The sequence below is a fragment of the Paenibacillus xylanilyticus genome, from assembly GCF_009664365.1.
GTDB classification, from domain to species: Bacteria; Bacillota; Bacilli; order Paenibacillales; family Paenibacillaceae; genus Paenibacillus; species Paenibacillus xylanilyticus_A.
The window spans coordinates 2788608-2811034 of sequence record NZ_CP044310.1; the positions used below are offsets into that span (position 1 = coordinate 2788608).

The 22427-nt window shown below is 48.5% G+C and carries 18 protein-coding genes; 13 read left to right on the top strand and 5 right to left on the bottom strand.

All coding sequences use genetic code 11. From position 1 onward, the window contains the following. Positions 1–67 precede the first annotated feature (67 nt). A complete protein-coding gene (locus F4V51_RS12615; protein WP_153978219.1) occupies positions 68–526 on the bottom strand; it encodes an AraC family transcriptional regulator in 459 nt (152 codons plus the stop codon). 145 nt (positions 527–671) lie between these two features. Here F4V51_RS12615 and F4V51_RS12620 point away from each other — a divergent pair, with 145 nt between their 5' ends. Beyond that, the gene (locus tag F4V51_RS12620; protein WP_153978220.1) at positions 672–863 is read left to right on the top strand and encodes a hypothetical protein; all 192 of its coding nucleotides are present in this window, start codon (positions 672–674) and stop codon (positions 861–863) included. 44 nt (positions 864–907) lie between these two features. On the opposite strand, the gene F4V51_RS12625 is transcribed toward F4V51_RS12620, so the two are convergent. Further along, the gene (locus F4V51_RS12625) at positions 908–1540 is read right to left on the bottom strand and encodes a nitroreductase family protein (protein ID WP_110822426.1); all 633 of its coding nucleotides are present in this window, start codon (positions 1538–1540) and stop codon (positions 908–910) included. A gap of 131 nt (positions 1541–1671) precedes the next feature. Between F4V51_RS12625 and F4V51_RS12630 the strand changes: the two genes are divergently transcribed. After that, on the top strand, positions 1672–1911 hold the full coding sequence (locus F4V51_RS12630; RefSeq protein ID WP_127536043.1) for a hypothetical protein: 240 nt from the start codon (positions 1672–1674) through the stop codon (positions 1909–1911). 146 nt (positions 1912–2057) lie between these two features. On the opposite strand, the gene F4V51_RS12635 is transcribed toward F4V51_RS12630, so the two are convergent. Both F4V51_RS12635 and F4V51_RS12640 read right to left on the bottom strand, forming a co-directional pair. After that, a complete protein-coding gene (locus F4V51_RS12635; protein ID WP_095287482.1) occupies positions 2058–2834 on the bottom strand; it encodes a M15 family metallopeptidase in 777 nt (258 codons plus the stop codon). Between the two features lie 260 nt (positions 2835–3094). After that, a complete protein-coding gene (locus F4V51_RS12640; protein WP_110822424.1) occupies positions 3095–3457 on the bottom strand; it encodes an iron-sulfur cluster biosynthesis family protein in 363 nt (120 codons plus the stop codon). Positions 3458–3624: 167 nt separating this feature from the next. Between F4V51_RS12640 and F4V51_RS12645 the strand changes: the two genes are divergently transcribed. The 7 genes from F4V51_RS12645 to F4V51_RS12675 all read left to right on the top strand — a co-directional run bounded on the left by F4V51_RS12645 (position 3625) and on the right by F4V51_RS12675 (position 10393). Then, positions 3625–4209: a TetR/AcrR family transcriptional regulator gene (locus F4V51_RS12645; RefSeq protein ID WP_153978221.1), complete on the top strand. Its 585-nt coding sequence runs from the start codon at positions 3625–3627 to the stop codon at positions 4207–4209. Positions 4210–4309: 100 nt separating this feature from the next. After that, entirely contained in the window at positions 4310–4741 is a 432-nt protein-coding gene (locus F4V51_RS12650) for a nuclear transport factor 2 family protein (protein ID WP_153978222.1), read from the top strand. Between the two features lie 47 nt (positions 4742–4788). Beyond that, positions 4789–5640 (top strand): NmrA family NAD(P)-binding protein, encoded by an 852-nt coding sequence (locus F4V51_RS12655; protein ID WP_323131810.1) that lies wholly within the window; start codon positions 4789–4791, stop codon positions 5638–5640. A gap of 214 nt (positions 5641–5854) precedes the next feature. Then, positions 5855–6865, top strand: a complete 1011-nt coding sequence (locus tag F4V51_RS12660; protein ID WP_153978223.1) for an ABC transporter ATP-binding protein — start codon at positions 5855–5857, stop codon at positions 6863–6865. Continuing rightward, positions 6858–8372: an osmoprotectant update ABC transporter permease/substrate-binding subunit OpuFB gene (gene opuFB / locus F4V51_RS12665; protein WP_153978224.1), complete on the top strand. Its 1515-nt coding sequence runs from the start codon at positions 6858–6860 to the stop codon at positions 8370–8372. The genes F4V51_RS12660 and opuFB overlap by 8 nt, the downstream gene beginning before the upstream one ends. A 36-nt stretch (positions 8373–8408) precedes the next feature. Further along, the gene (locus F4V51_RS12670; protein ID WP_153978225.1) at positions 8409–9752 is read left to right on the top strand and encodes a dihydrolipoyl dehydrogenase family protein; all 1344 of its coding nucleotides are present in this window, start codon (positions 8409–8411) and stop codon (positions 9750–9752) included. Positions 9753–9781: 29 nt separating this feature from the next. Further along, on the top strand, positions 9782–10393 hold the full coding sequence (locus F4V51_RS12675; protein WP_153978226.1) for a DUF1349 domain-containing protein: 612 nt from the start codon (positions 9782–9784) through the stop codon (positions 10391–10393). A 181-nt stretch (positions 10394–10574) separates the two neighbouring features. Here the strand turns inward: F4V51_RS12675 and F4V51_RS12680 are convergent, their stop codons facing one another. Beyond that, positions 10575–11027, bottom strand: a complete 453-nt coding sequence (locus tag F4V51_RS12680) for an SET domain-containing protein (RefSeq protein WP_153978227.1) — start codon at positions 11025–11027, stop codon at positions 10575–10577. Between the two features lie 160 nt (positions 11028–11187). On the opposite strand from F4V51_RS12680, the gene F4V51_RS12685 reads away from it, so the two are divergent. The 4 genes from F4V51_RS12685 (at position 11188) to cysI (ending at position 22291) form a co-directional block, all read left to right on the top strand. Then, positions 11188–12744, top strand: coding sequence for an ABC-F family ATP-binding cassette domain-containing protein (locus F4V51_RS12685; RefSeq protein ID WP_153978228.1), 1557 nt, complete (start codon positions 11188–11190; stop codon positions 12742–12744). Between the two features lie 488 nt (positions 12745–13232). Next, positions 13233–18431, top strand: a complete 5199-nt coding sequence (locus F4V51_RS12690; protein WP_153978229.1) for an S-layer homology domain-containing protein — start codon at positions 13233–13235, stop codon at positions 18429–18431. A gap of 253 nt (positions 18432–18684) precedes the next feature. Further along, the gene (locus F4V51_RS12695; protein ID WP_153980679.1) at positions 18685–20520 is read left to right on the top strand and encodes an assimilatory sulfite reductase (NADPH) flavoprotein subunit; all 1836 of its coding nucleotides are present in this window, start codon (positions 18685–18687) and stop codon (positions 20518–20520) included. Between the two features lie 49 nt (positions 20521–20569). Beyond that, positions 20570–22291 carry an assimilatory sulfite reductase (NADPH) hemoprotein subunit gene (gene cysI, locus F4V51_RS12700; RefSeq protein ID WP_153978230.1) on the top strand — a complete coding sequence of 574 codons (1722 nt, stop codon included), beginning with the start codon at positions 20570–20572 and terminating at the stop codon, positions 22289–22291. The last annotated feature ends 136 nt before the right edge of the window (positions 22292–22427 follow it).

Below are 22427 nucleotides of genomic sequence, written 5' to 3' on the forward strand. Positions count from 1 at the left end.
GACTAGTGAAAAAGTGACTTCAATGATGAAGTCACTTTTTTGTGCTGTCCAACGCCAACGGATTAGATTAGACCTGTTTCACAGGCACACAAATTTCGCACTCATGCTGTTCGAGGAGATCCCATCGATATCGCTCCAGAACCGGTTGGTGATCCATGATATAACGGTTGTTTTGCAAGTAAGGAATTATTTCATTCCATGCTTGCTGAATACCTTCTGGTGTGTGTCTAACCTTGCAGATGAGATAATTCCCGCCCTGGAGCTCTCCAATCTCAATCGAGTCATCTCCCGGGAGTTCAAGTTCATGGAGCACGATTGCGGCATCGTATCTGCAGTGGAGCGGTGGTGTCGTTGTTGGATCATCCTGTGGTATGCCATATAAAACGGCAGCTTCAGTGAGTAAACGTTTCTCGTTTGCCCATCGTTTCAACTGGTTCATAGCTTGCACGTTAGCAGAACCATAAGGACCAACCTGCCTTACATAAGCAATTCGACATGCCGCCAGATGTTCCATAGACATTTCCATTTTCGATCTTCCCTTCTCAGGAGGAATTCACTTACTTGATGGATGTTAACATGGTATAAAAAAATTTGCATAACTCTTTTCGAGAAAGGAGAGTTGCAGGAAGGGAGATTTCGGATATGGATATTCGCTTGCTGAACAGGCGCTGGTGTTCATCGCCGAAGCGCATCCGGATGAGGATGTATCTGAACTGGTTTTGGCAGATGTGGAATTTCAGGACTGTGAGGTTTTCAAGCTCGGGTATGACGCGGGTGATACACCAGCAGGCCGAATGTACATCTATGCGGAGTTCGATGAGAACTTTCAATTGTCGGAGCAGCTGATCTATGAAATGTATTAAAGCCACGGAACCGTGGCTTTTTTGGTATATCTATTTGAATGGATTTACTCTGCATGCATTTTATTAAAGCTGACGTACTCGTTGATGGGTTTGCGATAGCCGCGTGGGCGTTGTTTGGCTTCTGACTTTTTACCAATCGTAATCATCATGACTGGAACGTAATGTTCGGGAACATTCAGACTGCTCTGCAGTTCATCGGCGTCAAAACCAATCATCGGACACGTATCCCATCCCATATCCTGTGCAATCAGCATCAGCTGCATCGCCGACAGGCTGGCATTACGGATGGCGTCTTCACGCTGAAACACACTGCCACGGGCTTCGTAGAAGTCAAAAACACTTTGGGACTCCTGTTCATATTCAAACGGATTGAGCACACCCAAATGCAGTAAACCTTCGTTAATCGTGCGGATGTGGTGGTGAGCCTTGATATCACCCAGAACAACGATGACAGCCGAGGCGGTTTTAACTTTGTATTGCTGTGAGGCTTCGTATGCTTTTTCTTTTTGGGCCGGGTCGGTCAAGACCAGGTAGTGGGTATGCTGAAGGTTAAAGGCGGATGGGGCAAATTTGTTTAAAGCAAACATCTGCTGCAAATCGGCTTCCGGGATTTCGATACCTTCTTCAAAAATAACGGCGGATCTACGGTTTTTGACCAAGTTTTCCAGTGCACTCATGGTGGTTTACCTCGCTTATGTATAAAGTATAAGTTGACTATAACACGCTTAGTTACTTTTGGTAAGTATTATTTTCGAATAAGACAAGACCAAAGGGCCATAACCTTTAATAAAAACAGTAGAGGTGAAACATGAGGACGTTCATCACCAGATTCAGGAGGGAGAGCTCCTATCACGAATTTAAGGTATATGTCATTCAATCCTCCACATTGAAGCGATTTTTGGTCATGGAAATCATCGTCGGTACGCTTGCCTACCATGCTGCATTTTATTTGTGTCACAATGCACTTCTGGCAGGAGCAGGTTCCTGGGCGGGAACCGAAGGTTTGAAACGACTGCCTCTCGCAGTCAAAAGAATGGTCAGTTTTTGATCATTAAAAATGTTGCTGCAAAAATGTATGATGTCTTAACCATAGCACCATGCAGTTATCGTCGTGCAGAATGCAGGAGCAGAATGCCCCCTTCCGGGCACCGGCTCCTGGTTCATTCATTTCCTTAGTGTACAGCAACCTCTTCGTTATTTGGCACGCTCCAGATATTGTTCCAGAGTAAGTTTCTGACTTGTAATTTCCCCAGCGATATAGACCCCAACGTAACGCACATGCCAAGGTTCATAAGAGTAACCTGTCAACTTCTCCTGATCCTTGCCATATCGAATGATGAATCCATACTTGTGGGCATTGGCCTTCAGCCATTTGCCTTCTTTGGTGTTGCCGAAGCTCTGCTGCAGATCGTAGCCTACGGATGCACTGGAAATATCCATGGCAAGTCCGGTTTGATGTTCACTTTGACCTGGGCGAGCACTTGTCTTGTTGGCTACAGCTTCACCTTTGATACTTGCATTGCGTTCGAAGATCGATTTCTGTGTCGAATAGGACCGGTAACCTGATACGGCTTTGATATCAATGCCGTCTTTTTTGGCTGCTGCAAACAGCTTTTCGATCGCGGTAGCAGCGACCTTACGCATCTGTTTCTTCGGACTGGAGCCGGAGAAGCTGAATGGAATATTCGGTACAACCAAATCTTTGGGTGCATAGGTGGAAGGCAGATTTCTTTTTTTGTTCACGAGTACCACGGTGCTGGACAGATTCGTTACAGTTGCGAGACCGCTGCTGCTTGTTTTAATGGTGCGGCTTGGTGCGTTATCATGTAAAAATTGAGTGAAGCTGGAGCTTGCAGCCGATGCGACTGGTGTCATAGATGGTACAAAGGGAAAGGCAGTGAAGGCAGCGCCTGCTACGACTGAGCCTATGAGTAGAGTGGAAATGATAGATTTGCGTGTGAATGATTTCATGATGTTCCTCCTCGGGTTAATGAATCTCTGGCATGCTGCATCTGATCGATACCAGGCATGCTTTTCTATATACCGAGTATACTAGAGGATTATATCCATAGGTTCTCCAATTGTTTCCGAGTTGTAAACAAATCATGCGAGATTCATAGTTTCGGTCATTTGGCCAAAATGAACACAAAAAAAGACTCTGCATTCAGTGCAGAGTCTTTGCTTATCGGATATATAATGTTCAACGATTGTTTGAGATCATGGATTATTGTTTACAGCATGCATGCATCAGGTGCACTGGATTTTCCCGCACTTACAGCTCGCGTATCCCTAACCCGAACGTTGCTGCTAAGTACACCGGAATCACTGCTCAATGTGAAGGAAGGATAGTTTTCCTCGGTATCCAGTTTCATATGCTGTTCAAGATTTAATTGTTGTTTCGGATCAACATAGAATGGAACCAGGTTGGTCTCGATCTGCTCATCCAGTGCAGCAGGTTCATCTACGATCAAGAGGACCAGAATTCCGTTGCAGCCACAGCCTTCAGTGTCATAAAACACTTTGAAGTAGCCAGGTTGGTCATTCAAGCTCTCGGTTAATCTCGCTGCAGCCAAATCTGTAATTTGAATATGCATCGTGCTCACTCCTTATATGTTGAAAATAATCCTGAAATGTAAATGATGTAAAATTGAATCTACTTTCATTATACCACCTGGCTTTCAACTCAACGCAGAATATTTTCTTGACTGATCGGTCTGGAAAATGTATTCTATTCTCATGAAGAGGGAGGTGAGGTCGGGATTTGGGAAGAGCCAAGGAATTTGATACGGAATTTGTTCTTCGAAAAGCGACGTCAGTATTCGGGTCGTACGGCTATGAAGGGACTTCCTTGTCGGTGCTGCTGAAAGAACTGGGCATCGCTCGTCAGAGCTTATACGACACCTATGGAACGAAACATGAACTGTTTGTCTCTGCACTCAAGTTTTATGTTCAGCAGAAAACCGATGCCAGCATCGAATTCCTGAATGAATGCTCGAATATTCGCCAGGGTGTGGAAGAGATGTTTAACGAAGCGGTTCGTGTTCTTTCGGATGATGAGCGCCGCAATGAGTGTTTTATCATCAACAGTGCCGTCGAACAGGCACCGCAAAACCACGAAATTGCTGCATTTATTCAGGAGAACAACAAACAGATGGAGGATGTGTTCCTTGCAGCACTAATCCGTGGGAGAAATAATGGTGAACTTCGTCATACAGAGGAGGAATTGCCTGGTCTTGCCCGGTTTCTGAACTATTCTCGTTTGTCGCTGACGTTTACAGCCAAATGTGGTGCTGATTCTGAAGTCCTGCAGGATCTGGTACGCACAACCTTAAAGGTATTGGATTAAAGTTGGATTTAGAGAATGAACGCGTAACGCGTTTATTTTTTCACAATTCTAGACTGAATGGTCTGAAAAAACACATCCATTTTTGAGGAGGACATCAGATATGAATGATACGAACAAACAAGTGGAAAAGAACGTGGCCGAGCACATTATGCATGGATTTACTCAACTGTTGTTGGAACGTAAGCTGGATCAATGGGCAGAGCTGTTTACAGCAAAAGCCGTTTTTGAATTTCCATATTCCCCGGTAGGATATCCGCAGCAATTGAATGGGAGCGCCGCAATCTCGCAGCATATTCATACTCTTTTCGAACAAATGGAGATTCAGGAGTTCTCTGAGCCGGTAATTATGGCTTCACAGGATACGAATCAATTCGTAGCTGAGTTCACTTGCAAAGGTCGCTCGCTCATCACGAACAAGCCATATCACCAGGCCTACATATCGGTCGTCACTTATGACGATAACGGCAAGATTACACATTACAAGGACTATTGGAATCCCCTGGTGGTACTTGAGTCTATTGAAACAGAGTGAGCCAGTAAGGAAAGTATAAAATTTATTAAAATTGAGGAGGAATTCATATGATTAACGATAAACCCCTAACGCTCATTACGGGAGCAAGCGGCAAGACGGGCAGCCGGATTGCGGCTATGCTTCAGAACCAAAACTATCCCGTTCGCCTCGCTGTTCGAAAGAAGTCTGCTTCCGATTTGGATGATAACCAGGTCCATTTTGATTGGTACGATTCTTCCACGTATGCAGCTGCACTGAAAAACGTGGATCATGTATACCTCGTTGTACCGATCCTGGATATGAATCCGGAGGACGTCATGATTCCATTCATTAAGGAAGCGGTCTGGGGAGGTGTGAAACGTCTGGTTCTGCTTGGCAGTGCTTCTGTAGATGAAGATGACCCGGTATTCGGGAAGGTTCATCAGACCTTGAAGCAGCTTGCTCCGGAGTGGGCTGTGCTCCAACCATCGTACTTCATGGAGAACTTTACCGAGGGACCACACCGGATGACGATGGAGCAGCATGGAGAAATTTACAGTGCTACAGGGGAGGGTAGAGTTGGTTTTGTTAGCGCGGATGACATCGCTGCTGTAGCTTTTCATGCTCTCACTGATAAGGAACCCCATAATACAGAGCATGTTATAACAGGACCGGAGGCCTTATCCTACGGTCAGGTCGCAGATATCTTCAGTCGAGTATTACAAAAGACCATACACTATCGTCCACTAACGGACGAAGCATTAACAAGAGGTATGTTGGAATCAGGAATGCCGACGGAGTATGCCACCTTCCTTGCCGGACTGGACAGACGGATCCGGGAAGAAGGGACAGAAGATCAAACCACAGATACAGTGAAAGTTGTGACCGGACGTGATCCGATATCACTGGAGCAGTTGATTAGGATGCATGTACAGGTATGAAATGAATAAGTCCGGAACAGCTCTGCATGATTTGGAGGACGGTGCTTCATGCTCCGTCCTTTTTGTGTTGGACTTTTTCATATTCAGGCTGCATTGAATAGTGGCAACAACCCTCCGTTAAGCAGAGGTACTCAAACAACAGTAATGATTATGGGGGTGTTCTTTTGGGGAAATAGATGAGAATGAAAGGTTAATAAAGGAGAGACGCGTGCGGATGATTGAATTCGAAAATGTATCCAAGCAATACCCTGATGGGACACAGGCGCTTCATCAGGTTAATCTCAAGATTAATAAAGGCGAACTATTGGTCATGATTGGGCCTAGCGGCTGCGGCAAAACGACGATGCTCAAAATGATAAATCGGCTGATAGAACGAACGGGTGGAACGATTCGTATCCAGGAGCGGCCAATCGATGAATTTAACATTCACGAATTGCGCTGGAATATCGGGTATGTCCTGCAGCAGATCGCCTTGTTTCCGCACATGACGATTGCCGAAAATATCGCTGTTGTTCCTGAATTGAAAAAATGGAAGCCTGTCCAGATTCATGAACGGGTACATAACCTGCTTGATATGGTGGGATTAAACGGAGAGACCTACAGTGATCGCAAACCAGCAGAACTGTCGGGTGGACAGCAGCAAAGAATCGGCGTACTGCGGGCATTGGCAGCAGATCCCGAGATTGTACTTATGGATGAACCGTTCAGTGCACTCGACCCGATGAGCAGAGAGAAATTGCAGGACGATATTCTGGAGATTCAACGTAAGATGAAGAAAACAATTGTATTTGTTACGCATGACATACAAGAAGCCATGAAGCTGGGTGATCGCATATGTATTTTGAAGGATGGACAAGTACTGCAGGTGGGAACACCTGAAGAGCTGTTACAGAACCCCGTGAATGAATTTGTGCATCATTTTGTCGGAAGTCCTGGTACAGATGTGAATCAAGATCAAGATCATAGCATGCACTTGTCTTCTCATACTCAGACGAATTTCAATCTTGAATCGATTATGACACCTATTGCACCAGGCCATGTTCCGAAGTCTGCCAAGACAGCAGTCCCGATTTCTATGACATTGACGGATTTATTGGATGTCTTGGATGCATACGATACCTTACTGGTCGAGAAGAATCATCAGATTGTAGGACAAGTGAGCAGGACGGATATGCTGAGGTACTGGTCTGGTCAACTGCAAGAGCGGGGTGAGACCCATGAGTAAGTTCTCAGAGGTATTTACTGAGCGCAAAGGGCAGCTGTTAACCGCTCTTCTGGAGCATGTTCAGATTTCTTTTATCGCCCTATTTCTCGCCGTTCTCATTGCAATTCCACTCGGCATTTATCTAACCCGAAAACCCAAAGTTGCTGAACCGATCATCGGTGTTACGGCTATCCTGCAGACCATTCCATCACTTGCTCTTCTTGGGTTGCTCATTCCGCTGTTCGGCATAGGTACAGTACCAGCGATTATTGCTCTAGTGGTGTATGCCCTGCTTCCGATCCTCCGTAATACTTATACAGGGATAACCGAAGTGGACCCTTCCATGATTGAAGCCGCCAATGCGATGGGTATGAATAGTCGACAGCGTTTGAGCAAAGTGGAGCTTCCGCTTGCAATGCCTGTCATTATGGCGGGCATTCGTACGGCAATGGTTCTTATTGTGGGTACCGCAACTCTTGCAGCATTAATAGGCGCAGGTGGCCTCGGTGATCTGATTTTGCTCGGGATTGATCGTAATGATACAGCACTTATTATGTTGGGGGCGATACCGGCAGCACTGCTGGCAATTTTGTTTGATGTCCTGCTTCGGCAATTTCAGCGGATGTCATTCCGTAAAACGGTGGGTACGCTCAGTACACTCGCTTTGATCGCTATACTCGTGATAACCCTCCCGCTATTATTTCGCGGAGGACAGAAGGACCTGGTCATTGCGGGCAAGCTGGGCGCAGAGCCTGAGATTCTCATTAACATGTACAAGCTGCTGATTGAGGAGCATACAGATCTTACAGTTGAATTGAAACCTGGTTTGGGGAAAACCCCCTTTTTGTTTAATGCTCTTCGCTCCGGCGACATCGATATCTACCCCGAATTCACGGGGACAGCAATATCAGAATTCCTGAAGGAAACGGCTGTCAGTACGGATCGTACGGAAGTCTATGAACAGGCAAGAGACGGAATGGATGCCAAGTTTAATATGGTGCTATTGAACCCGATGGATTACAACAACACATACACACTCGCAGTCCCGCAGGAGGTTGCTGACCAATATGACCTGAAAACCATATCAGACCTCAAATCTGCTCAGCAGCAGATTAAGGCTGGATTCACACTGGAATTCTCAGACCGTGAGGACGGCTATCTGGGAATACAGAAGAAATATGGCATTCGGTTTCCTAACGTTGCCACGATGGAACCCAAACTTCGATATGCAGCTCTTCAGCGAGGCGATATTAATCTGGTTGATGCCTATTCCACGGACAGTGAGCTAAGGCAGTATAATCTCGTGGTGCTTGAAGATGATCAGAAGCTGTTCCCGCCATATCAGGGAGCTCCGCTGCTGCGCAAGGAGACGGCGGATGCCTATCCTCAGCTCATCGAGATACTGAATCAGCTGGCGGGACGCATTACAGACAATGAGATGCGTCAGATGAATTATGAGGTGAATGTGAATGGAGCCCGTCCGGAGCAGGTAGCGTCCGACTATTTACAGAAGGCGGGTTTACTATAAAATTCAATGGAGAAAAGGGAAGAGGAGGAGCCAGTTATGACACAAGTATACGATCTAATTGCAATTGGAACCGGTAGTGCAGCGAATTCAGTTGTAACTCGCTGTGCTGAAGCTGGTTGGAAAATAGCCGTGGTTGATGAGCGTGAATTTGGCGGAACTTGCGCCCTGCGAGGGTGCGATCCGAAGAAAGTATTGGCAGGAGCTTCTGAACTGATCGACTGGAATGAACGAATGCTGGGGAAGGGTGTTCGGGGAAGAACGACCATAAACTGGCCGGAACTTATGGCTTTCAAACGAACATTTACGGCGAGCATTCCGAGAGCCAGCGAGGATAAATTCAAACAGGCGGGGATGGATACTTTCCATGGCAAGGCTTCTTTTGTAGATGAAGATCACATTCGTGTGGGAGATGAAGTGCTGCAGGGAAAACATATTCTGATTGCAACAGGCGCGCAGCCGGCACCGCTCCCAATAGATGGTTCAGAACATCTTCTTAACAGCGATGATTTTCTGGAACTGGATCAGCTTCCGGATCAACTGGTTTTGGTGGGCGGAGGTTACATTGCATTTGAATTTGCTCACATCGCTGCAAGAGCAGGAAGCGAGGTGCACATGATCCACCGTGGAGAGCAGCCGTTGGAGCAGTTTGATCCGGAGCTTGTTGACTTGCTGGTTCAAAAATCGGAAGAGATCGGCATTCACGTTCATCTGAATGCGGAAGTGAAGTCTGTTCGGAAACAGGGGGAGACCTTCGTGGTCAGTGGTACCCGGAACGGAGCCGATCATCAGTGGCATGGTGGACGGGTCGTGCATGGAGCGGGACGTATCCCTAACGTGGATGGATTGGAACTGGAAAAGGGGAAGGTCAGTTATGGTGAGAAGGGTATTACCGTGAATGAGTATCTTCAAAGCACCAGCAACCCCAAGGTATACGCTGCCGGTGACGTTGCTGCAACGAGAGGGCTTCCCCTAACGCCTCTGGCCGGTCAGGAATCACGGGCTGTCGCCTTGAATTTGCTGAAGGGCAACCATACGGTGCCGAACTACAACGTTATGCCGTCCATCGTGTTTACTGTACCATCGCTTGGCTCTGTTGGTCTTAGCGCGGATCAAGCACAGGAGGAAGGCTATGAGGTGAAGGTAAATGACATGTCGCAATGGTATACTTATAAACGGACAAATGAGAAGTATGCCAAGGCCAAAGTTGTGATCGACAACAACTCAGGTCGCATTCTGGGGGCTCATGTACTGGGCAGCGAGACCGAAGAAATGATTAACCTGTTTGCCATGGCCATTCAATTCGAACTGACAGCCGATCAGTTAAGCACCATGAATTTTGCATATCCTACGGCTGCATCGGATTTGGGCTCTTTGATTTGACGTTTTGATTAGGGGAGGGTGTTGAAAACATGTCTGCAGCACAATTTCTGGGTACATCAGATGCCAAATGGACCACTGAACCAGTTGGAACCCGTACCGAGGGAGACCGTTTCATTGTGGAGGCACAGGAAGGCAGTGATTTTTGGGAGAACACGTTCTACGGATTCAGGCACCAAAATGGACACGCCCTTCTGACGCCTTGGGACGGTAATGAAGCCGTCGAAATTACGTTTGATCTAAGTTCTTTTACTGAACTCTATGATCAGGCAGGTTTAATGCTCTGGCACAGTCGTGAACAATGGATCAAGGCTGGCGTGGAAGTAAACGATGGGGTCGTTCATATCGGCGCTGTGGTAACGGATCACTTCTCGGACTGGTCGTTATCTCCCGTTCCGGAATGGGGAGGACGTAAGGTTACCATTCGAGCTTCCTACCACAATGAAGCGGTAGTCATTCGGGCGCGTACAGACGAACATCCGTGGAGAACCATTCGGGTTGCGCGTTTTGCCTATCCGGCGAACAAGCAGGCGGGTCCATTCCTGTGTTCTCCCAAGCGTGCGGGGTTTGAAGTGGCATTCACGAAGTGGAGAACAACGACACCTGACGAGGATTTGCACACTGATCCGCCCATACTGGATTGAGAACGGTGGCACGCGTTGAACGAATTTATTCCACGTCAAACAAGCAAGTCCTTCCTGTATGGAGGGCTTGCTTGTTTACGTTGTGAGAAGGGAGCAGCCGAAGTGCTCAGCAGGATTTCAGCGAAATGTAACGCTGCCATTTTTTAATCCTGTCCCTGGCTTGCTCGTTTTTCTACCAAGGTTAATTAGCTTCGTTGTTCTCACCATTCTCTTCGTTACGTTCCTCAGCTTCGTTCAGCTCACGCATCCGTTCTTCATAATCGTCCAGGAACCATAGCGGGTCCATGTTGTCTTCTTCGCCATTGTAATTGATCAGGATTTCTTCGCCCGCTTTGATATCTGTATAAGCATAGAAGTCAAATGTATGGTTTTCAAAGTTGATATCATAGGTTGCGTTGGGCTCGTACGAATGATTGATCAAGCTGCCGTATCCCAGCAAAATGGCGGTGTGGTTGGCACCATACTCAAATACATAATCCTCCAGGATCGTTTTTTCGACATGTTCGTGGTCTTCGTTGGGATAAGGGACAACCGGGGCCTGATGGATCAATTGGCCTTTGGGAATATCCACTGTAGCAAAAACCCCTCGATTAAATTCGCCATCACCCAATTTGGATTGTTTTACTTCAATCATAATGTTCACCTGATGCTCGCCTGAGAGAGCTCCGTTCTATAGTAGTTTAAGGCCAAATTTTAACCGATTCATGCATATAAGGCAAATATGGCGTTGAGTTGTGCAGGTTATAACGATTATAATATACAGGAATGAAGTCTATATAGAAAAGGTGTCATGAATGAGCATATTAAATGTGGAAAAATTAAGTCACGGTTTTGGTGACCGTGCTATCTTTAACGACGTATCTTTCCGCCTGTTGAAAGGCGAACACATTGGACTGATCGGGGCCAATGGTGAAGGTAAATCCACCTTCATGAACATTATTACTGGCAAGCTCCAGCCTGATGAAGGCAAAGTCGAGTGGTCCAAGCGCATGCGCGTGGGATATCTCGATCAGCATGCCGTGCTGAACAAGGGACAATCCATTCGTGATGTCCTGCGCAGTGCGTTCCAATACCTGTTCGACATGGAGCAGGAAATGAACGAGATGTATGGCAAGATGGGAGACGTGACTCCCGAGGAACTGGAACAGCTGCTTGAGGATGTCGGAACCATCCAGGATACCCTGACCAACCAGGACTTTTATATGATTGATGCAAAAGTGGACGAGACTGCACGCGGTCTGGGTCTCACGGATATCGGTCTTGATAAGGACGTTAACGATCTGAGCGGTGGTCAGCGGACCAAAGTGCTGCTCGCCAAGCTGTTGCTTGAAAAGCCAGATATTCTGCTCCTCGACGAGCCGACGAACTATCTGGATGAACAGCATATTGAATGGCTGAAGCGTTATTTGCAAGAGTATGAGAATGCATTTATTCTGATCTCGCATGACATTCCATTTCTGAACAGTGTCATTAACTTGATCTACCACATGGAAAATCAGGATCTGACCCGTTACGTGGGTGATTATGATCACTTCCAGGAAGTTTATGAAATGAAAAAGCAGCAGCTGGAATCGGCCTACAAGCGTCAGCAGCAGGAAATTGCCGATCTGAAGGATTTTGTTGCACGTAATAAGGCCAGTGTGGCGACACGCAACATGGCGATGTCCAGACAGAAGAAGCTCGACAAAATGGATGTGATTGAACTCGCCAAGGAGAAGCCGAAGCCACAGTTCAACTTCCGTGATGCCAGAACATCCGGCAAGCTTATTTTTGAAACCAAAGGACTGGTGATCGGTTACAACGAGCCATTGTCCAGACCGCTGGATCTGCGTATGGAGCGTGGTCAGAAGATTGCACTCGTGGGTGCAAACGGAATCGGTAAAACCACCCTGATGCGCAGCATTTTGGGTGAAATTCCGGCCCTGGAAGGAACAGTTCAGCGCGGAGAGCATCTGGAGATCGGGTACTTCCAGCAGGAAATAAAGGATGCGAACTACAATACCTGTATCGAAGAGATCTGGCAGGAGTTCCCGTCGTATACCCAATTCGAGGTTCGTGCTGCACTTGCGAAATGTGGACTGACCACGAAACACATTGAGAGTAAGGTTGCTGTGCTGAGTGGTGGAGAAAAGGCTAAAGTGCGACTGTGCAAACTGATCAACAACGAAACCAACCTGCTTGTACTCGATGAGCCGACGAACCATCTGGACGTGGATGCCAAGGATGAGCTGAAACGCGCGCTCAAAGCCTACAAAGGCAGCATTCTGTTGATTTCGCACGAACCGGAATTCTATCGTGATGTTGTGACGGAAACGTGGAACTGCGAATCGTGGACAACCAAAGTATTCTAAATTGATGTCGAAATGAAGAGGTGAGACTTTGTCGCAATCAGAGAATAATCCGTTCTGGCCTCATTGGAATGGGTGTCGTACAAGCTGAATTGCTAGCAAGCTCGAACCAATGATCAAAAACACGTATTTTGCTTGCGGAAGCAGGCAAAATGCGTGTTTTTTTGCGTGGTTCTGCGAAAAATGTTCGAGCTGTGATGCGGTTGACAGCATCAATAAGGCGATAATATAATGCGAGAAAGCACTTACATTCACATGACATATGCAAACCTGTTTCACGACTTAGGGCAAAGAAGACACGGTAATCCGTATTGGGATCATTGCACTTAGCGGGGGAGACAGGTCTTTTTTTGCCCTGCAATGAAACCGATTTCATTAAACGAAGGAGGTGAAACGCTTACTGCGCGCTGGATACACAGGTAACGCCGAATAACAGCACCGTGTGATCAGGACCATGCTTTCATTTTCCGAGGCAAAGGAGAGAATGGATATTGGATAAACTCAGAAAGCCACTCATATTCATGTTATCTGCTACGCTCGTGTTATCTTCCGGACCTTTGATGCTGCCAGGCAAGACATATGCTGATCCTTACAGCATGCCTATTACACTGCTGCAGGACGATTTTTCGGATGGGGATTACTCGGCTTCACCCGCATGGGACGTAAGCTCAGGTCTATGGGAGGTAAGCTCAGATCCTGCAGACGCATCGAACCAGACGCTTTTTCAGAGCGATACCGGGGAAGGTATTATCTCCACCGGCGACATTATGTCCGACATGACCGTATCCATGCGCTTTTACACGGGTGATGGTCAGGGATATCCGGGAATGCTGCCGCGGTTTCAGGATAAGAGCAATTTTTATTATTTTCAAATGCAGGTTCCAGCCAATAAACTCGTTTTCTCCAAGCGGGTGAATGGAGCGGATACCACCTTGAAGTCAGTGGATTATTCTTTTGCCAAACACACATGGTATACCCTGAAAATCGTGCTGTCAGGACCTTCCATTCGCGGGTACATCGTCGAAAACGGAGCAAATCGCTTGGTATTCGATTTGAACGATACGACATACAGTCAAGGCAGCATCGGCATACGAAATCGCTGGCAATCCGTTCATGCAGATGACGTAATCATCGCCGAGCCGCCGCCAGGAAATGATGCTGTGCTCACAGCCGATGGGCAGACGTCATCTTCGGTTTCGCTGCAGTGGACCGAGACAGCAGGTGCGACCAGCTATCGCCTGTATCGTTCCACCTCGCCTGAAGCGGGATATTCCTTGGTGGCGGATACCGAATCACTCGGTTATGTAGACGATGATTTAATCACCGATACGGTCTATTATTACAAGCTCGCCTATGAATACGGGGGAATGACGGAATCGTTATGGTCGGCACCACTCGAGGTTCGGACAGCAGCAACCGCACCGCAGGCTCCAGGAGAATTGAAAGCTCTGGCCCTGAATACATCCAGTGTGAAATTGTCTTGGCCAGCTGTGGATAAGGCAACCGGATACCGTATCGTCCGTTCAGAGGCGGGCAGTGAGCAATATGAGCAGGTGTACGAAGGGCAGGCACTCACTTACACGGATCAAGGTCTTGCATCCGGCCAAGGCTACAGCTATCGCGTAACGGCGTATAATGCAGCCGGAGAGTCCGAATATGCAGCTGCAGAGGTGACAACGTACCTGATGGATTCCCCAGCCGAATTTACCGTTTCGGACGTGACCAGTACGTCGATTACCCTTGGGTGGAATGCGCTCCCCGGTTCGGATGTTACCTATTCCGTATCCAGATCCACCAGTGCAAGTGGGACGTATCAAGAGGTCTATAGCGGCGGGGCTAACACGTTTAACGATAGCGGCCTGACAATGGGCACAGGATATTATTATATTCTTCAGGCAACTGTGGATGGTGTTCCTTCTCCTGCATCTGCACCGCTGAGTGCTGCCACAATACGCACGAGCTTTACACCGGGCCAGTTATGGCCGGATCTTGGCGGCAAGCCCATCGATGCCCATGGGGCGGGCTTTTTCTACGATGAGCAGACAGATAAGTACTATTGGTATGGGGAATATCATACGGGAGGATGGCCTGCCGTTGGTATTCGCGTGTATTCATCGACGGATCTGCTGAACTGGACGGATGAAGGCATGGCACTCACGATGATTCAGTCCATGGATGATTTCGAGAATGATCCACTGATTTCCGAATTGTATGCTGGGCGTGAAGATAGGGTGGACATTTGGGCCGATATCCGTAAAGGGCGAATTATTGAACGTCCGAAGGTGATCTATAATGACAAAACGAAAAAGTACGTCATGTGGGCTCACATGGATGGAGACAAGGATCCCTACAACAATAGTGCCAATTACGGAAAAGCACAGGCTGGTTATGCCATTAGCGATTCGCCAACAGGGCCGTTCGTTTACCAAAAGAGCTACCGGATGGACAGAGCTCCGGAAGGGGAGAAAGATTACTTCCCAAGCGATCGGGGCATGGCACGTGACATGACTTTATTCAAGGACGATGACGGTACGGCATACCTGATCTATTCCAGTGAGGAAAATCTGACCCTGTATGTTTCTAAACTGAACGAAGATTACAGCGATGTAACAGGTTGGCATAAGCAAGGTCTCACGGATGAGAAAGGCAATCCGGTACGAGATGCTACGTATCAAGCGGAATATGGCGTCGATTACGTGAGAGTATTCCCTGGTGGACAACGCGAAGCGCCTGCCATGTTCAAGTATCAGGGGAAATATTACATCTTGACCTCCGGTGCGTCAGGATGGTCCCCGAACGAAAACAAGGTAACGGTGGCGGATAACATTTTTGGTCCATGGTCCACAATGACGAATCCATTCATACGAACACTGCCGAGCGATCCTGATCCAGGCAAGGCATTCGGCACGCAGACTACATCCGTCATTCCTGTTGACCCGGAAAAAGGGAAATTCATTTATGTGGGGGATACGTGGAACGGCGGTAATTTCTCCAATGATGGGGCTAAATACGTGTTCTTGCCGATTGAGTTTGGCATAGGCTCCGATATTGCGATTCGGTGGTACGACAGCTGGACCCCTGATCTGCTGAATTCCATGGGTAAGGTGGACATCTCCGACCCGCTGCCTGAGGCTGTGCCTCTCGGGAAAGTGCCTTCTCTGCCAGCAACAGTGAACGTGCGGGATGGAGATGTGCTTGTGCCAACACCAGCCGTATGGACGGTGGATAACCGGGCGATGACTGCAGATGATTTTGCCAAACCGGGACCGGTTACGCTGCAGGTCACGACACCGGAGTATGGCAACAAGAAACAGGCAGTCCGAGTATATGTCATACCGGAGAACGCACTTTATTTCGTGAACAGCGGAGGCTATGAAACGGCAGATTACAAACGAATGGGTGAATTTATGAAAGGTTCGCTAGTCAATTCGGGAACGGCTGACCAGATGTATGCACCGGCGGAAGGACGGAATTGGGGATATCTTAGTGCTGATGCACTGCCATCCGGTTCAGCTGGCGGGGATATCTACTCTACCGTGCGTTATTTGAACGGTGGCAATGTGAGCAATTCACCCAAGGGCAGCGATCTTACCTATACCTTTGAAGTGCCGAATGGAACTTATGATGTGTACGCAGGATTTAACGATCCGTGGACCAATACGTCCCGCAGAGCAAACTTCCTGATTAACGGCAATAACACGGGGCCGGTGACGTATACGCCTGCTAATGTCAGATCTCATACAGGTATTGCCGTTACGGAGAATAAGCTTGAACTGACGGTGCGCAATACGGCATCACAGGACCCGCTTATCAGCTGGATCGTCATCGCCAAGCCGGATGCACCACCACCGAGGGATAACACGGCCGGGCTGAATGCTGAAATAGCCGATGCAGCGAGTGTTACGCTTCGCTGGGATGCCCAGCTAGGTGCAGCAAGCTACAAGCTCTACCGTTCGAACAAGGAACAGGGGGAGTATAATATCGTTTACAGCGGTAGTCTTCGGGAATACACCGACAACGGGCTGCGTCTTGGCACGGATTACTATTACAAAGTGGAGGCCTTTGACGCTTCGGGGCGCACCATTCGCGGTTTATCTGCTGCTTATCTAGTGCGTACCGCTGAAGAGGCCGCTGCTGATGTGGCTGCACGGATTACAACCTTGGAGCAGCCTTCTGCAGGCGTCAAGCAGTTAAAACTGCCTGTAGTACCGCAAGGCTTTACTATAAAGATCGCTGTAAGCTCGTTACCATCCGTCATTCAAACCGATGGAACAATCGTGCCGCCATCCAAGGAAACTGCGGTGACATTGGAACTGGAGGTCACTCGAACCTCGGATGACAGCAAAGCCATGACCCAGCCGTTAACGGTGTACATACCTGGGTATACGCCTTCCCCGGGCGGATCCGGCTCGGATGGTTCAGGTGGAAGTTCTAATGGAGGCTCGAGCAATTCCGGAGGACAACCGGGGTCTGGTACTCCAACACCAGGGAATTCTTCGCCAAAACCTGAATCACAAAAAGATCGTTCCATTCTTGAGTTACAAGGGGTGGCAGATAAGGATGGGATTGTGCAGACGAAAGTGGATGCTTCTGTAATCCAAGAAGCCTTCCAAGCTGCACCTCTTACAGGTACGGGACTCCGTCAGGTTGAACTTCGACAGAAACCTGTCTCAGGTGCAAGCACTTATGAAGTGTCCCTGCCAGCCTCGGCATTGGCGGATCAAGGCGAATCGCGTGTGTTCCAGATCGTTACGGAACTGGGAACACTAGAGCTCCCTGCGACGCTGTCAACAGAAGACTTGGCAGGCCGCGAACTGGCTAAGGTGCGAATCATCCGCATGGAGCTGTCAAAAACAGTCGCCGATCAACTCGGAACGCAGCATGGAGTACGCCTTGAACTCGTTATGGATGGAGATGCTTGGCCAGATACACATGGGCTGAAGCTTCACCTGCCTTACCTACCGCTGTCAGGTGCAGAGCGAGACCGAATTGTATCGTTCGCGTTGAATGCGAGCCATGTGGCAGCCCCGTTGCCGCAAAGCCGTTACGATCAAGAGAAGAGGGAGGTAGCATTCCCCGTAGCGTCGGCAGCAGGAAATTATGCAGCCGTATCTGTGCAGCAGAAATTCACAGATATTGCCGATGTGCCATGGGCCAAGAATGCATTGGAGGCACTGGCTGTCCGCGGCATCGTGGATGCAGCTGAAAACGGCAGCGAACGGCAATTACATCCGAAACAGGAGATGACGCGCGGTCATTACGTGCAGTGGCTGATTACGGCACTCGGCTTGAATGGTGCGTCTGCCATTCCGTTCTCGGATGTAAGTACTGACGCTTCGTACTACGAAGCTGTTAATGCCGCTCGTTCGCTTGGCATTACTGACGGCACGGGAGATGGGCAATTTAAGCCCGAAGCCACCATCACCCGTCAGGAAATGATCACGCTGACGGTAAGAGCACTGCAGGTTGCAGGATTCGTCGAACCCGAATCGGTTTCCACGGATAACCTCGCTCGCTTCCGCGACGCATCTGCAATCCGTTCATATGCCCGGGACAGTGTGGCCATTTTAGTGGATCTGGGTATCGTTAGCGGGTACAACGGCGAGGTCAAGCCGCTTGCCGAAGCGACCCGTGCTGAATCGGCTGCGCTTGTGTACGCAATGATGGACAAATTGGTGTGGCCCAACTGACAAAGCAATATAATGAAGTAGAAGAAGAGAAGGCTTACTAAGATCTGGATTAATGGTCTTAGTAAGCTTTTTTTGCATGACCATAAATGAAGTGAGTTCGTACATATTGTTCCTTTATCAGCGAAACTGATAAATGTTATAAAATGATTGAAATTGACCCCCAACACCCGGTGTGTTAGGTTCTAGAGAGTAGAATTAAATTTGATCATTTTAGTAGGAATTAAAATTGAAGCAATGCGCGAGGTGGCAAATGGTGGAACTTCAAGTTACAAACAGCCCATTTAATCAGGAACAGGTTGAGCTGCTCAACCGTCTTATTCCTACATTGAACGATTCACAAAAGACTTGGCTTAGCGGATATTTAACAGCTATTCAGGGGATTGCAGCAGTAGCGGCCGGAACAGGTGCAGCACCGAACGTACAGGCGGAAGCGGTAGCGGCTGTCAGTGTACCTCCAGCTTCCCGGGAAGTGACGGTACTCTACGGATCCCAAACAGGGAACTCCAGCGGATTATCGAAGAAGCTGGCTAAAAAATTGGAAGAGCAAGGTCTTCAGGTGACGTTATCATCCATGGGAGATTTCAAACCGAACGGACTGAAAAAAATTGAGAATCTGCTCATTGTTGTCAGTACTCACGGTGAAGGCGAACCGCCGGATAATGCGATTCCGCTTCATGAGTTCCTGAACAGCAAACGCGCTCCGAAGCTTGATGGATTAAAATATTCCGTGCTGGCGCTGGGCGATACGTCGTACGAGTTCTTCTGCCAAACTGGCAAGGATTTCGACCAGCGTCTGCAGGAGCTTGGTGGTACGCCAATTGTTCCTCGTGTAGACTGTGACGTTGATTTTGACGAAGCGGCTGCGGAATGGATGAATGACGTTCTTGCCTCCCTTAGCAGCACGCCAGCGACGGCGGGCACCCTATCCAGCGAAGCTGTTGTCGCTGCGGTGAGTGGCGGGGAATCCGAATACAATCGGACCAACCCATTCAAGGCAGAAGTGCTGGAGAATCTTAATCTGAACGGCAGGGGATCAGACCGTGAGACTCGTCATATCGAATTGTCCCTGGAAGGTTCCAATCTGGACTACGATCCGGGAGACAGCCTGGGTGTATTCCCGGAAAATCATCCTCGCCTGGTAGATGAGCTGATTGCAGCCATGGGATGGAATGCCGATGAACGTGTAACGGTGAACAAATCCGGTGAGCAGGTATCGGTATATGAAGCGTTGCTGCGCTATTTCGAAATTACTGCTGTGACCAAACCTGTAGTCCAGGAGCTTGCAAAACTAAGTCCTGACAGTGGACTTGCCGATTTGCTTGCAAATGACGCCGAGTTCCGCAATGTTATGAACAGCTGTGATCTGCTGGATCTGGTACAGGATTATAATCTGAAGGGCATACCGGCGGGAGAATTTGTCGCCGTTCTTCGTAAAATCCCTGCACGCTTATATTCCATCGCCAGCAGTTCGAAGTCATTCCCGGATGAAGTACATCTTACGGTGCGTACGGTGCGTTACGAAGCGCGCGGAAGAGAGCGTTATGGAGTTTGTTCAGTTCATCTCGCAGAGCGGATTGAGGCAGGAGACAGCCTACCCGTGTACATTCAGCATAACCCGAACTTCAAATTGCCGGAGAACCCGGATGCCCCAATCATCATGATCGGGCCTGGAACGGGAGTAGCCCCATTCAGATCGTTCCTGGGTGAGCGTGAAGAAACGGGCGCGCAGGGCAAAACGTGGTTGTTCTACGGGGATCAACATTTTCTCACGGATTTCCTATATCAAACGGAATGGCAGCGCTGGCTCAAAGACGGCGTTCTCACCAAGATGGATGTGGCCTTCTCTCGGGATACGGAGCATAAGGTATATGTTCAGCACCGGATGCTGGAGAATAGCAAAGAGCTGTATCAATGGCTTCAGGAAGGCGCAGTCATTTATGTATGCGGTGATGAGAAAAAAATGGCGCATGATGTTCATGGCGCACTTGCTACCATTCTTGAACAAGAGGGCGGTTTGACTTCTGAGCAGGCTTCGGAGTATCTGACTAGGTTGCAACAGGAAAAACGTTATCAGCGGGACGTGTATTAATCCGGAAATACCGGATGAGTCACCCGCAGAGACGAGAGGAGAAAGCAGCATGGCTTATAATAACTTACTGAATCCGCAGCGCGCCAATAGTGATGTGGAAGATATAAAGATCAAAAGTAATTACTTGCGCGGCAGTCTTACCGAAACACTGGCGGACCGTATTAGCGGTTCGATTCCGGAGGATGACAACCGGCTGATGAAGCATCACGGTAGCTATATGCAGGATGACCGTGATCTGCGCAACGAACGAAACAAGTCGAAGCTTGAGCCAGCTTACCAGTTCATGCTGCGTGTACGAGCTTCGGGCGGAATTGTCACTCCTGAGCAATGGCTCATGATGGACCGAGTCGCCCATAAATATGCTAACGGAACCATTCGCTTGACTACACGTCAGTCTTTCCAGCTTCATGGTGTATTAAAATGGGATCTCAAAAACACGATTCGTGAGGTGAACGATTCCCTGCTGAGTACACTTGCGGCATGTGGAGACGTGAACCGGAACGTGATGTGTAATCCGAACCCGAATCAGTCGGATGTGCACGCAGAAGTGTATGAGTGGGCTTGTCAGGTGAGTAACCATCTGGATCCACGTACTCGCGCATATCATGAGTTGTGGTTGGATGGAGAGAAAGTCATCGATACCGGAGCGAGTGACGAGGAAGTGGAACCAATCTACGGCAAAGTATATTTGCCGCGGAAGTTCAAGATCGGGATTGCGGTTCCTCCATCCAATGATGTCGATGTATTCTCACAGGATCTTGGGTTTATCGCCATCGTCGAGAACGGCAAGCTGCAGGGATTCAACGTGTCGGTCGGCGGCGGAATGGGGATGTCGCATGGTGATCCGAAGACATATCCACAAGTATCCAAAGTCATCGGCTTCTGCACACCGGAGCAAATGATTGATGTTGCGGAGAAAACGGTCATGATTCAGCGGGACTATGGTGATCGTGCCGTACGCAAGCACGCACGTTTCAAATATACCATCGATGACCGCGGGCTCGCCTGGTTCGTAGATGAGTTGACGAGCCGCCTGGGCTGGAGCTTGGAAGCAGCGCGTGCTTACCATTTTGATCATAACGGAGATCGTTACGGCTGGGTCAAAGGCAGCAATGGTAAATGGCATTATACGTTGTTTATCCAAAACGGACGGGTAAAAGATATCGACGGCTATCCGCTTATGACGGGATTGCGTGAAATTGCGAAGATTCATAACGGCGATTTCCGGCTGACAGCCAACCAAAACCTGATTATCGGGAACATCAGCAGTCAGAAGAAGAAAAAAATCGAAGCACTGATTCAGCAGTATAATCTTACAGATGGCGCTCACTATTCGGCTCTGCGCCGGAGCTCCATGGCGTGTGTGGCACTTCCTACCTGTGGTCTGGCCATGGCAGAGTCCGAGCGCTACCTGCCGTCCTTGATCGACAAGCTGGAACCTGTCCTGGATGAAGCAGGGCTGAGAGACGAAGAGATCGTCATTCGTATGACTGGATGCCCGAATGGTTGTGCACGCCCAATGCTCGCCGAGGTTTCATTTATCGGGAAGGCTCCGGGCAAATACAATATGTATCTGGGCGGCAGTTTTACGGGTCATCGTCTGAACAAGCTTTACAAAGAAAATATTGGTGAAGCAGAGATCCTGGATACGTTAACTCCGATGGTGCATCAGTATGCGAGAGAACGTCATGAAGGGGAACATTTCGGTGATTTTGTTATTCGTGCCGGTTATGTGCCTGAAGTGCTGGACGGCCAGCAGTTTCATGCCTGATTGAATTGCGTTCGTTAGAAGAGCATTCCTGCGGGAATGCTCTTTGTGCTAGATTCGTTGATTGAACTGGTATTCGGCGAAGCTCGTAATACATTAGGAAATCGAAGTATATTTGGGAGGGAGCCGAAAGGTTAAT